Origin of the sequence: Parerythrobacter jejuensis, from assembly GCF_039536765.1 — a bacterium.
Lineage (GTDB): Bacteria > Pseudomonadota > Alphaproteobacteria > Sphingomonadales > Sphingomonadaceae > Parerythrobacter > Parerythrobacter jejuensis.
In genome coordinates, this window is record NZ_BAAAZF010000001.1 from 1,343,455 (window position 1) to 1,355,927 (window position 12,473).

At 60.0% G+C, this 12,473-nt stretch carries 13 protein-coding genes and 2 tRNA genes; 5 read left to right on the forward strand and 10 right to left on the reverse strand.

Translation table 11 applies throughout. The annotated features are described in order from the left end of the window. The first annotated feature begins 54 nt into the window (after positions 1–54). The gene (locus ABD653_RS06620) at positions 55–1,077 is read left to right on the forward strand and encodes an aldo/keto reductase (protein WP_160777957.1); all 1,023 of its coding nucleotides are present in this window, start codon (positions 55–57) and stop codon (positions 1,075–1,077) included. 27 nt (positions 1,078–1,104) lie between these two features. Here ABD653_RS06620 and ABD653_RS06625 read toward each other — a convergent pair whose 3' ends face one another. From ABD653_RS06625 to ABD653_RS06635, 3 genes are all read right to left on the reverse strand, one after another. Further along, the gene (locus tag ABD653_RS06625; RefSeq protein WP_160777958.1) at positions 1,105–3,075 is read right to left on the reverse strand and encodes a DEAD/DEAH box helicase; all 1,971 of its coding nucleotides are present in this window, start codon (positions 3,073–3,075) and stop codon (positions 1,105–1,107) included. A 168-nt stretch (positions 3,076–3,243) separates the two neighbouring features. Beyond that, a tRNA-Thr gene (locus ABD653_RS06630) sits at positions 3,244–3,319 on the reverse strand. A 58-nt stretch (positions 3,320–3,377) separates the two neighbouring features. Next, a tRNA-Cys gene (locus ABD653_RS06635) sits at positions 3,378–3,451 on the reverse strand. Positions 3,452–3,594: 143 nt separating this feature from the next. Between ABD653_RS06635 and ABD653_RS06640 the strand changes: the two genes are divergently transcribed. After that, positions 3,595–4,371: an acyl-CoA thioesterase gene (locus tag ABD653_RS06640; RefSeq protein ID WP_160777959.1), complete on the forward strand. Its 777-nt coding sequence runs from the start codon at positions 3,595–3,597 to the stop codon at positions 4,369–4,371. A gap of 18 nt (positions 4,372–4,389) precedes the next feature. Here ABD653_RS06640 and ABD653_RS06645 read toward each other — a convergent pair whose 3' ends face one another. The 7 genes from ABD653_RS06645 to ABD653_RS06675 form a co-directional block, all read right to left on the reverse strand. Beyond that, on the reverse strand, positions 4,390–5,196 hold the full coding sequence (locus ABD653_RS06645; protein WP_160777960.1) for a crotonase/enoyl-CoA hydratase family protein: 807 nt from the start codon (positions 5,194–5,196) through the stop codon (positions 4,390–4,392). Then, positions 5,150–5,626, reverse strand: a complete 477-nt coding sequence (locus ABD653_RS06650) for a winged helix-turn-helix domain-containing protein (protein WP_325065348.1) — start codon at positions 5,624–5,626, stop codon at positions 5,150–5,152. The genes ABD653_RS06645 and ABD653_RS06650 overlap by 47 nt, the downstream gene beginning before the upstream one ends. Further along, positions 5,623–6,066, reverse strand: coding sequence for a JAB domain-containing protein (locus tag ABD653_RS06655; protein WP_160777961.1), 444 nt, complete (start codon positions 6,064–6,066; stop codon positions 5,623–5,625). Before ABD653_RS06655 ends, ABD653_RS06650 begins: the two co-directional genes overlap by 4 nt. Beyond that, positions 6,066–6,587, reverse strand: a complete 522-nt coding sequence (locus ABD653_RS06660) for a hypothetical protein (protein WP_160777962.1) — start codon at positions 6,585–6,587, stop codon at positions 6,066–6,068. Before ABD653_RS06660 ends, ABD653_RS06655 begins: the two co-directional genes overlap by 1 nt. 1 nt (position 6,588) lies before the next feature. Further along, entirely contained in the window at positions 6,589–6,927 is a 339-nt protein-coding gene (locus ABD653_RS06665) for a hypothetical protein (protein ID WP_160777963.1), read from the reverse strand. A 16-nt stretch (positions 6,928–6,943) separates the two neighbouring features. Further along, complete coding sequence (locus ABD653_RS06670) at positions 6,944–7,447, reverse strand: hypothetical protein (RefSeq protein ID WP_234032103.1); 504 nt, start codon at positions 7,445–7,447, stop codon at positions 6,944–6,946. A gap of 174 nt (positions 7,448–7,621) precedes the next feature. Then, positions 7,622–8,821, reverse strand: a complete 1,200-nt coding sequence (locus ABD653_RS06675) for an LL-diaminopimelate aminotransferase (RefSeq protein WP_160777965.1) — start codon at positions 8,819–8,821, stop codon at positions 7,622–7,624. 172 nt (positions 8,822–8,993) lie between these two features. Between ABD653_RS06675 and ABD653_RS06680 the strand changes: the two genes are divergently transcribed. The 3 genes from ABD653_RS06680 to clpS all read left to right on the forward strand — a co-directional run bounded on the left by ABD653_RS06680 (position 8,994) and on the right by clpS (position 12,436). Next, positions 8,994–10,862, forward strand: a complete 1,869-nt coding sequence (locus ABD653_RS06680) for a PHA/PHB synthase family protein (protein WP_160777966.1) — start codon at positions 8,994–8,996, stop codon at positions 10,860–10,862. Positions 10,863–11,028: 166 nt separating this feature from the next. After that, entirely contained in the window at positions 11,029–11,826 is a 798-nt protein-coding gene (locus tag ABD653_RS06685) for a phasin family protein (protein WP_160777967.1), read from the forward strand. Between the two features lie 226 nt (positions 11,827–12,052). Beyond that, positions 12,053–12,436 carry an ATP-dependent Clp protease adapter ClpS gene (gene clpS, locus ABD653_RS06690; RefSeq protein ID WP_234032104.1) on the forward strand — a complete coding sequence of 128 codons (384 nt, stop codon included), beginning with the start codon at positions 12,053–12,055 and terminating at the stop codon, positions 12,434–12,436. Positions 12,437–12,473: the final 37 nt, after the last annotated feature.

The window sequence follows — 12,473 nt, forward strand, 5'->3', positions numbered from 1 at the left end:
GCGCTGTAATCGAACCAATGTTACGTGTTGCGCCCCGAAGAGGAGCTTTTCGCGATGCAATACACCCAGTTCGGCCGCACCGGCCTCACCGTTTCACGCTTATGCCTCGGCTGTATGAGCTTCGGCGATGCTGCTGCGGAAGGGCACGACTGGACGATGGGGGAGGAAGCCTCGCGACCGTTTTTCCGGCAGGCGCTGGAAGCCGGGATCAATTTCTTTGATACCGCAAATGCCTATTCAGGCGGTACCAGCGAAGAGATTACCGGCAAGCTGCTGAACGAAATGGCCCGGCGCGACGAAATCGTCATCGCGACCAAAGGGTTCTTCCGCTGGCGACAGGCCCCCAATACTGGCGGCCTATCCGCCAAAGCGCTGATGCATGCTGTCGATGATAGCCTGCGTCGCCTCGGCACTGACTATATCGACCTGTACCAAATCCACCGGCTCGACCCGCGCACGCCGATGGAGGAAATCGTCGAGACGCTCGATGCCATCGTGCGCAGCGGCAAGGTGCGATATCTCGGGGCCTCCAGCATGTATGCGTGGCAGTTCCAGAAGCTGCTGCATTTGGCCGATCAGGCGGGGCTCAAGAAGTTCATCTCGATGCAGAATTACGTCAATCTGCTCTACCGCGAGGAAGAGCGCGAGATGCTGCCCCTGTGCGCCGATGCTGGGGTCGCCGTGATGCCGTGGAGCCCGCTGGCGCGCGGCAAATTGGCGCGCCCTGCTGACGCCGAAAGCACAACCCGGTCCGAAACCGACCGCCTTCAAAGCGTGCTCTATGATCGCACAGCTGAGGCAGACCGGAAAGTGATCGATGCCGTGGAACAAATCGCCGCTGCACGCGGTGTGCCGATGGCCCAGATTGCGCTGGCCTGGGTCCTGCACAAGCCGGAAGTCACAAGCCCGATCATCGGGGCAACCAAGCAGAAGCATATCGAGGATGCGGTGGCAGCTCTCGAAGTGGAACTGACCGCGGAGGAAATCAGCGCGCTCGAAGCGCCCTATATCCCGCACCAAGTCACCGGCATGTTCGATATGCCGGTGCCGGACCTGAAGGTCAGCCTCAAAAGCTAGGCTGGCCGCAGGGCCGGTTTCACAGTCCTAGTCCTGCCGCGCCTTGGTGAAGCGCTTGGGCTTACCTTTGTTCTTGCCCGGTCCCTTGCTGGGTCCCTTCCCCATTGGCTTGCCAGCCGCACTGCCAAACTTGCCAGGCGCAGCCTTGTCTGAGGCTCCACCGAATTTCTGCGGTTTGCCCTTGAAGCCCGTTCCCCTGCTTTTCGGTGCGTCGCTGCGGTCTTCGCGTTTCTCGAACCGCTTGCCACCCTTGTGGGCAGGGCGATCCTTGCCCCAGCTCCGCTCAGGGCCGCGTGCCGGGCCAGCCCCGCGATTGCCGGGATGGCGTGGGCGCACATGTGCAGTACCCGGTTTGCCACCACGGCGATTCTGACGAGCTGCTTCACGAGGGCCCTCAGCCGAAGGCTCGATCAGGACGGCGTCGCGCTCGGTCGCCTGCGCGCCCGTACGTTCAGCCGCATCGGCAAAACGATCGGCCAAGCCACGCGGGATCTGGAAGTAGGTTTCCCCCTGCCCGATCCGGATCGCACCAATTTCGTTCTTGGTGATGTCGCCGCGACGGCAAATCAGCGGCAGGATCCAGCGGGGGTCGGCATTGTCACGGCGACCAATCGGCATCCGGAACCAGACGATGTCTTCAAACCCGGCGCGGTGGCCCTTTTGCTGGGCAGCCTTGCGCGCTTCGGGTGTGTCAGGCGTGACTTCTTCAGGGGCAGGCATCTTGGCGCGATGGGCACGGACCAGCGCGGCTGCAATGTCCTCGGGCGACTTCTCGGCCATCAGCTCTTGCGCCAGCGCACGATCTTCGTCTTCAAACTCGACCGGCTGTTTCAGCGCCTCCAACAGACGCGCGTGGTCGTTCTTGCGGATCTGCTCGGGCGTTGGCGCTTCGATCCAGTCGGCTTTGACCTTGGCCCCGCGCAGCATCGATTCCACCCGTTTGCGGCGACGATGCGGCACGACAATGACGGCCGTACCCTTCTTGCCCGCGCGGCCAGTCCGCCCAGAGCGGTGCTGCAGCACTTCGGCGTTTTGCGGAATCTCGACATGGATCACCAGCGTCAGCGTCGGCAAGTCGATACCGCGTGCGGCGACGTCGGTCGCCACGCACACGCGCACGCGCCGGTCACGCAGGGCCTGCAGGGCCTGGTTGCGCTCGGTCTGCGAATGCTCACCCGACAGCGCGACAGCAGTAAACCCGCGCTCCTGCAGCGTGGCATGTAGATGCCGGACATTGTCCCGCGTCGCGCAGAACAGGATTGCTGTCTCCGCCTCATGAAAACGCAGCAGGTTGACCACCGCATGTTCGATCTCGTTCTGTTGCACAGTCACGGCCTGGTACTGGATGTCACCATGGCCACGATCCTGCCCGGCCAACGACAGGCGCAGGGCATCGTTCTGGTACCGTTTGGCCATCGCCTCGATCGGGCGTGGCATAGTGGCAGAGAACAACAAGGTACGGCGCGTTTCGGGCGCCGCTTCGAGCAGGGTCTCGAGATCTTCGCGGAAGCCCATGTCGAGCATTTCGTCCGCTTCATCGAGGACGATACCGGTCAGGCATGACAGATCGAGCGCACCGCGCGACAAATGGTCACACAGACGGCCCGGAGTGCCGACAACAATTCCCGGGGCCGAGCGCAGCGCGCGGCGTTCCTTGGAAGCATCCATTCCGCCCACACAGGTCGCAATCGAAATGCCCACCTTGGCATAGAGCCAGCGCAATTCGCGGCTGACCTGCAGGGCCAGTTCACGCGTTGGTGCAATCACCAGCGCCTGTGGTGCATCGGCATAGCGTGCCAGGCCCTGGTCGGTCACCAACAGGTCAGCTAATGCCAGGCCGAAAGCGACCGTCTTGCCCGACCCGGTCTGGGCCGAAACGATCAGGTCACGGCCCATCGCCTTCGGCTCTGTCACGGCGGACTGGACAGCGGTCAACTCGGTATAGCCGCGCTCGGCAAGGGCATCGCCAAGCACTGGCGGAACATTCTGGAAAGTCATCGGGGCTCACAATCGGTGCGGATGAAAAAGGCCCGCAATTCCGGGAGCAATCATCTCTAAAACGGGGACGGCGCGACGCTCGGGTGCGCGCGAATGTGGGACCCTTAGCCGGTTTCGCCAGGGAAAGCGAGTTTATTGTGCGCTGCAGCAAAAATGCTTTCGAGAGTGTGGTGCCGCTTAGAGGATTCGAACCTCTGACCCCATCATTACGAATGATGTGCTCTACCAACTGAGCTAAAGCGGCACGCGCGGGTGGACGGTTGGTTCACCCTGAATTCCTGGGCTTCCCCGCAAGGAGAAGATGGAGGCCCGAGCCGGAATCGAACCGGCGTGCAAGGATTTGCAGTCCTCTGCGTCACCACTCCGCCATCGGGCCTCGTCCCCTCGCGCTGTGGTGTTGAGCGAGCGGAAGCGGCCATCTAGCGATTCCGTGCCTGCAATTCAATCGCAGAATGCGCCTGATGCGGTGAGACGGCGAAAGGGTGGCGCTTTGCAATCTATCGGCTAAGAGCGGTGCCCATGTCTGTTGCTGATTTGCTCGCTCCGATCACGGCCCGGTCCGGTGCCGTCACCCTCCCCGCAGATGACTGGCTCCAGGGCCGTACCCTTTATGGCGGGGCCAGCGCGCTGGTCGCCTATACCGCCGCCATCCGGGCCTTCCCCGAGCTGCCTCCGCTTCGCAGCGCCCAGGTCGGCTTTGTCGCGCCGGTCGGAGCGCAGGTCGAGACCCGGGTCGAAATGGTGCGCCAGGGGCGCAATGTGGCGCAGGTCCGCAGTGAGTTGCTGGTCGATGGCGGCGTTGCCCTGACAGCCTTCTTCCTGTTCGGGACCGAGCGTGAGCCCAATGCCCTGCACCCGGCCCCGAAAGTCGAGCCGTGGCCTGGCGCGCCCGAGGAGAACGATCTGGCGATGTCGGACAAAGGCCCGAACTTCATCCGCAGCAATTTCGAAATCCGCCGTGCACAAGACATGCAAGGGGCCGGAGACCCGGTGGTCCGGCGCTGGATCCGGCTGAAGGATGAAGCCGGGCTCGATCCCACATCCCGGCTCGTCTTGCTCGGAGACACGCTGCCGCCCGGCGCCATGCGCGCCATGCAACGCCAAGGGCCGATCAGTTCGATCAACTGGTCTTTCAATGTGCTGACGCCGCGCGCGGAAACCGACGATGGCTGGTGGCTGGCCGAGACCGCTAGTGACCATGCCGATCATGGCTATTCCAGCGAGCGATTGCGTCTGTGGAACTCGCAGGGCGAATTGGTGATGGTGGGGCAGCAAGCGGTCGCCGTGTTTGGCTGACCGCTTGCTGGTTTTCCCTCACACCTCTTCGTAATTCGCTGCCCTTTTGGCCATACCGGCCATCACAGCCTCGACCTGGTTTGGGGTGCGCATGATGGCCGCCTGTTCGACGCTTTCTTCCACCAGCATTTCCTGGCCGGTTACGTCCAGCATCGCATTGTGCAGTCGTTTGGCCGCCTGGATCGCATGCGGGTTGCGGTCTGCAATAGTGCTTGCGATCTCGGTCGCCTTGGCCAGAGGGTCAGCTTCGACATGGGTCGCGAGGCCATATTCCTTGGCCTCCTCACCGCTGAACTGGCGATTGGTGTAAACGAGTTCACGCAGGACATCATCACGCACCAGCCCGCGCCACAATTGGTAGCCGCCCATATCGGGGACGAGGCCCCATTTCAGTTCCATAATCGCCATGCGTGCATCGGGGGTCACCACGCGAATATCGGCACCACTGGCGATTTGCATGCCGCCACCGAAGCACACGCCATGGATCGCCGCCACGACTGGCACCGGCATCTTGCGCCATTGGGTCGCAACCTGCTGGAACTTGTTAGAATCGCCGAACACGCGGTCGGTCAGGCCAGGCTCGTTCGGATCTGGCTCACGGCCGAAGCTGGACGTATCCAGGCCGGCACAGAAGGATGGCCCTTCCCCGGCCAACACGATCGCACGCACGCCTTTGGCCCCGTGGAGCGCCTTGCCGGCAGCGATAATCGCGTCGAACATGTCCGGATCCAGAGCGTTCATCTTGTCTGGCCGGGTTAGCCGGACCTGCGCAACGCCATTATCTTCGAGGGTGATTGATACCCGCTCGCTGGTGGGGAATGTCATCTGTTCCGTCTCCTGAGTCTGCTTTGGCCGGATCGTTACCGATGCGAAGATAGCTGTCCAGCCCCTCATCTTGGAAGGATGTAGTCGAATGGCCGGGCCAGGTCACTTCGGACTCAAGGCGGTATCCGCCTGCAGGGTCCGTCACAATGATGCCAGCGAGGCGGTAGTCGTGCAGCTTGGCGCGCAATCGCGCCACATGGACTTCTAGCCGATTTGTTTCCGGATCGTGATCCAGCCGCCAGACATCGGCCAGCAAGGTCATCCGGTCGAGCCTTTGGCCCGGCGATTCTGCAAGCCGCCAGAGAAGAGCAAATTCGCGCGGGAAAAGCCCAAGCCAGCGGGTGCCGATTTGCGCATCCCGGTGAAAGAGGTCGAGGGTCAGCGGGCCAACGCCTATCTGTCGAGGCAGCACATCGCCTGTGCCAGTCACAATAGGCCGCCCGCCATCATGCTGAACACCCGTTGGCGGGTGAAGATGAGGTGATCGATCAGTCTAAGCTCCAGCGCGCTTCCCAATTCCTGTAAACGTCGCGTCGCGACGATGTCCTGCTCGCTGGGGCGGCACACGCCCGAAAGATGATTATGCGCCATGATCAAGCCGGCCGCACCCACATCGAGCGCACGCTCTACCAGAGGCCTGGCACGCAAGGTCAATGAATGCGGACCGCCAATGACATGGGTTTCGTCGTAGAGATAGCGTTGCGATTGATCGCAATAGACGACATGCAACCGCTCCTCTCCTGCGTTTTCAAACCGGCCATGGAGATAGCGCAGGAAAATCGGATTGGACGGATCGGCGATTGCGCCTCCTGTCGGAGTTCGCCCGCGCGGCGGAAGATGGTCCCGCAAGATGGTCGTGTGGGCTCCCATCAGGCGGCCCCCAGCCCATGGTCCGACCCGCCGTTCAGAGGGCGCCAATCCCGATAGGGCCCAAACCGGCTCGTCCGATATGCATGCCGCGCGATCCCAATCGTCATAACCAGAAGCTGGAACCAGAAGGGCATAGTGTAGAGCAGATAGTATGAGAGGCTGGTGACCGGTTCCACCGTCATGCGGACCAAGTGAGCGGAAAAGGCCACCAGCTGCGCTGCAGCCAGAATCATGGGGAAGAACCGGTTGGCTCTCAAGGCAATGAGAACCAACGCGACCAGCCCGCCAGTATCAAGCAACAAATGCCAAGGATCGATCAGATCATATGTCGGCGAAGGCCCGAAAAGCGCGTGATAGCTGCGGTCGACGACTACCATGCCAAACAGTGTCGCGGCACAGGCCCGTTCAGGGCCGCCACCTTTCCAGACAGCGGCAAGAAGCAGCAATAGGGTAGCGACATTGAGGATTTCCGCCTCATTATGGACGAGTATCTGTACCATCGCTTCGCCACCCTCACCCATCTCAGCCGACCTTGGCTACCTGATGGGTTTCGATCGCGCTTGGGGAAATGTAGGTTTCGCCATCGCCATCGCCGGGTCCCATATATTCCCGGCTGACCTTGTTCAGCTCTTCGTGGACCCTGAGCAGGTTGCTCGACATTTCCAGTGCCTGTTGTTCGGCGTGGGCAAGGCGGATCATGGCTTTCTGTGCCGCATCGACCCCGACTTCCGGATTTTGGCGCGCCCGCAAGATCACTTGCTTGAGCTTAGAGCAGGCGATCATCGCCTCGTCAGTTACCGCTTCCGCTTCGCGGATGTGCTTGCGGATAAGTAGGGCGTCTTCTTGGATACGGGTCGGCATAGTCTCGGCACTCCGATCAAACAGCCGGAATGCTCACTTCCGACTCCGATTGCGTTTGCGGGGGTTGGATCTGCTTGCCGCCTGTCGCCTCGTTCATGGAGAGTGCTGCCGTCATCACCAGAATAACCAGCACGATAAACGCAAAGGCAAGACCAACGATGACGGCAAGGCGATAGAGGACAGCATGATCGCCGTCGAGCACCCCGGGGACGACCCGGGGCTCGCTTTTCACCGTCCATGGCGCCTCGATCGCAAGTGGCGCCACATCAGCTAAAACGAACTCCCCGGGTGCGACCCGGTCTTCTGTTTCGCCCTGTTTTGCCGATTGCGGGACCTGCGACTTTGTCGATGCAGTTTTTCTGTAGGGTGCAGATTCGCCTGAATCCTGCACTTCAGCCCTGTAGGATTCGCAAAGATCCTTCAGGTTTCCGACACCGTAGATATCCTTAAGTGCCCGAATATGCTGGTTTATCCTGCTTTCGGATACCTCCAGCTCGGCCGCGACCAGCTTGATCGGCATGCGCCGGTCAATCCGCACCAAAACGTCTTTCTGCCTGTCCGTCAAAGAACGGAACTTGGGCGATTCCATGTTCGAACTGCTCCTGTTGCGGCCACAGGATTAGGGCAATCGATCCGATTCATCAATCGAATCACCTAACCGACTCCTCGAATTCGGATTCGATCCCGTCGGCGCTCAGGTGGATTCGGGCTGCACGCCGTTCGATGACAGGTAGCGTTTGATATTGCGGGCAGCCTGTCGGAGCCTCTGCTCGTTCTCGACCATGGCTATTCTCACAAAGCCCTCGCCCTCTTCACCGTAGCCCACGCCGGGCGCCACGGCGACTTTGGCTTCGGTCAGCAATTGCTTGGAGAATTCGAGGCTGCCCAGATGAGCGAGCTCAGGCGGGACGGGTGCCCAGGCAAACATCGATGCCGGCGGCGCTGGGATAGCCCAGCCGGCCCGCGCAAACGCTTCGACCATCACGTCGCGCCGCTTGTGATAAATCTGCCGGTTCTCTTCAACCACATCTTGCGGACCATTGAGGGCCGCGCAGGCAGCCGCCTGGATCGGGGTGAAGGCACCATAGTCGATATAGCTTTTTACCCGCGTCATGGCCGCGATCAGCTGCTTGTTGCCGACTGCAAAACCCATCCGCCAGCCGGCCATGGAGTAGGTTTTTGACAAGGTCGTAAACTCGACCGCGACATCCTTGGCACCAGGCACCTGCAAGATCGACGGGGTTGGATTGCCGTCAAAATACAGCTCGGAATAAGCAAGGTCGGACAGGATCCAGACCTGGTTCTCCTTCGCCCAAGCAACCAGGCGTTCATAGAATGCGAGGTCGACAACTTCTGCGGTCGGATTGGACGGATAATTGACCACCAGCACGCTGGGCCGCGGCACAGTGAAGGCCATCGCGCTTTCCAACGCCTTCCAATAGGCTTCGTCGGGTGTGGTCGGCACGGCCCGGATCGTAGCGCCCGCCAGGATGAAGCCGAATGTATGGATCGGATAGGATGGGTTGGGTGCCAGGATCACGTCACCAGGCGCAGTGATTGCAGTGGCAAGGCTGGCCAGTCCTTCTTTCGATCCAAGAGTAACGACGACCTCGCTTTCAGGGTCGATGTCCACTCCGAATCGATTGCCGTAATAATTGGCCTGGGCCTTGCGCAGGCCGGGAATGCCGCGCGATTGCGAATATCCATGCGCATCGGGCTTCATCGCCACTTCGCATAATTTGTCGATCACATGCTGCGGAGGCGGACGATCGGGATTGCCCATACCCAGATCGATAATGTCTTCACCCGCCTGGCGCGCCGCATGTCGCATCGCGTTCACTTCGGCGATCACGTATGGCGGCAGGCGCTTCATGCGGTAGAAATCGGTATCCATATCGTCCTGACTTGTAACAATCCTGTAAGTCTGAAGGTCTCTAGCATTCCTTTAGTGGCGCAAAGCTCTAGCCCCTGCAATCGGGCGCGCAATCGAATGCGTGCCTATTCCACCAAAGGAGGCCTTGCAGGTGTGCGCGACTAAGCGCAGAAACTGGGCTAGAGGACCCGATATGACCGACCCCAAAGACCCCACCGGCGCGTTTTCCAAACTGTTCGAGCTGCAGGAAGAAGCCTCCAAGGCAGTATTCGGGCAATTGATGCCGGGCACGCCGCCGGTCCTTCCCAATGTTGCCGACGCGGGCGAATGGGCCCAAAATAGTGCCAAACTTCAGGCCATGTGGCTGAAGTTCCAGGCCGAGCAGGCAGCCAAGATCCCTTCGCAATTGCCCGATCCGGCCAAATGGATGTCGTTCCTCGACAGCTTTCACAAACGGATGCCGATGGTGAAGCCCGAGGCGCAGATGCAGTTCTGGGGCGATGCGATGAACCTGTGGAAGGGCGTGCTGGGCCAGTTCGGCGGATCCGGCTTTGACCTGTCTGCGACCGACAGCGCCACTCTGCCCCGATCGGACAAGAGGTTTCGTGACGAGCGCTGGCAGAACAATCCGGTCTTCGCGCTGATCCACCAGACCTATCTGCTGATGGCAGAACAGCTGGAAGGGGTGGTCGAGAGCCTCGATGGTGTTGACGCGGAAAAGCGTGAGCAATTGCAGTTCGCGGTGAAGGCCGTGGTCGATGCACTGAGCCCGTCCAACTTTGCGGCGACCAATCCCATCGTTCTGGAACGGACGATAGAGACCAAGGGCGCCAATCTGGTCAAGGGCATGGAGCATATGCTGACCGATATGCGCCGCGGCCAGCTGACTCACACCGATCCTGACGCTTTCAAGCTGGGCGAGAACATCGCCGTTTCCCCCGGCAAGGTCGTCCATGAAACCAAGATGTACCAGCTGATCCAGTATGCGCCCTCGACCGGCGACGTGCTGAAAGTGCCGCTGGTGATCTTCCCGCCGTGGATTAACCGGTTCTATATCCTCGACCTCAATCCAAAGAAGAGCTTCATCCGCTGGGCGGTCGAGCAGGGGCTGACCGTGTTCGTGGTCAGCTGGAAGTCAGCCGACAGTTCAATGAAGAATGTGGTCTGGGACGATTACATTCGCAGCCAGATCGAGGCGATCGATCATATCCGTTCGCGTTTGAAAGTGCCCGACGTCCATACGATCGGCTATTGCGTGGCCGGCACCACACTCGCCGCCACCCTGGCGATCCTTGCCAAGCGCGGGGAGCAGGGCAAGGTAATGAGTGCGACATTCTTCACCGCACAGGTGGATTTCGAGAAAGCAGGCGAGTTGCTGCACTTCATCGATGACAACCAGATCAAGGCGATCGAGGCGATGTCGGGCGAAGGATATCTCGACGGTCGCTATATGGCGGCAGCCTTCAATCTGCTGCGCGGCACCGACCTGATCTGGAACTATGTCGTCAACAACTACCTGCTGGGCGAAGATTACCCGGCCTTTGACCTGCTGCATTGGAATGGCGACGTCACCAATCTGCCTGCCAAGTGGCACAAGGATTACTTGCAGCAGCTTTATCGCGACAACTTGCTAGTGAAGCCGGGCGCATTGACGGCGGACAATACGCCCATCGACCTCGGCGAAGTCTCCGTCCCTACGTATGTCCAGGCCGGCAAGGAAGACCATATTGCCCCGGCCGAAAGCGTCTGGAAGATCCGCGACCATTTCACCGGGCCCCTCAAATTCGTGCTGGCCGGATCGGGCCATATTGCCGGCGTGGTCAATCCGCCCGAAAGCGGCAAGTACCAATACTGGCTCAACGATGATCCCGGCGTTGAGTCGCTCGAGGCGTTTCGGGAAGGGGCCGAAGAGCATCCGGGTAGCTGGTGGCCGGACTGGATCGACTGGATCCGCCAGCAAAGCAGCGACACAGTGAAAGCAAATGGGAAGCGCAATCCGGGTGCGACCAAGGCAGATCCGGTGATCGAAGATGCCCCCGGCCGCTATGTTGCAGCGCGATAGGCCGGGCTTTCAACACCGAGGCCTTCAAATTCCTTGATTAAAAACAATGATCTAATGTGCATTTGATCAATCTATGTTGCAGTGCACAAAAACTGCTTGACTTCGCAGTCGCAATGTCTATTTTGTGCACTGCAACATAGAACTGATGTGAAGCAAGGAATTCATCATGGCAGACAACGCCACGAGCAAAATCGATGCTGCTGCTGAAAAGGCCTACGCCGAAGCAGCTGCCAAGAAGGTAGAAACCGCCACGGTCGCAAAGGCTGTCGCCGCGGACCCGAAGCCTGCTGCCAAGGTCGCTGAAGTGGCCAAGGCTGTGAAGGCTCCTGCCAAGAAGAAGACTGCGACCAAAAAGAAGGCCGCCAAGAAAGCTGCTCCGAAAAAGGTTGCAGCCAAAAAGACCGCTGCCCGCAAGCCTGCCGTCAAGAAGGTAGCTGCGAAGAAGGCCGCGCCGAAGAAAACTGCTGCAGCCAGGAAGGCTGCTCCCGCAACATCCACTGTTACCAAGCTTAAGGACACTATCATGGCCAAAGCCGACACCACCAAGATGACCGAAACCGCCAAGACCATGGCTGCCGACGCACAGACCCGCATCAAGGGTGCGTACACCAAGGGTACCGAAGTTGTTGGCGACGTGGTCGAATTCAACAAGCACAACCTCGAAGCCGTCGTTGAATCGGGCAAGGTCCTCGCCAATGGCATGCAGGGCATGGCACGCGAAGGCCTCGAAGACACGAAGAAGGCTGCCGAGCAGGTTACCGAAGACGTGAAGCTGATGGCTGCCGTCAAGTCGCCGACCGAACTGATGAAGCTGCAGGGTGACCTCGCCCGTCGCAACTTCGACGCTGCCATGGCTTACAGCTCCAAGAGCACCGAAGCATGGCTGAAGCTTGCCAACGAAGCTTTCGCGCCGATTTCGAGCCGCGTCAGCGAAGCTCGCGAAGTGCTGTCGAAAGCTGCCTAAGCTGACGAAGCAGATCGCAAACGCGATTGTTTGAAGGCCGGTTACTCTCCTCTCCCAACCGGCTGGATCCTAAAAGGGTCGGGTTGCTGCAAAGCCGCCCGGCCCTTTTTCTTGTCTGATTGCAGGAAGAATATGCGGGCCGTGCGGGATCGAACGCCTTTGCGTTTCGTTAAACCCCCCGCGCCATCTTGCATCCCGCCAATCGAATACGATATTGCCGAGCACAATGATTGATCATTCCCTCCTTTCCGATCCCGCGCTGCACCCGGCTGGCGCTGGCGATGATGATGCCCAGGGGGGCGACGGTGATTCCGATACCGAGATCGGCATCGCAACCAAGACGCGGGCCAAGCCAAAGAAGCCGAGCCAGTACAAGGTGCTGATGCTGAATGACGATTACACCCCGATGGAATTCGTGGTGCTGGTACTCAAACGGTTCTTCCGGATGGATATGGACCAAGCGACGCAAGTGATGCTGCATGTCCACCAAAAGGGCGTCGGTGTTTGCGGTATCTTCCCCTATGAAGTGGCCGAAACGAAGGTGAATCAGGTCATGGATTTCGCCAAGCAGAACCAGCATCCGCTCCAGTGCACCCTGGAAAAAGCGTAAAGCTCTGCGACAGGCTGTTGCAGGCACTATCCACTAC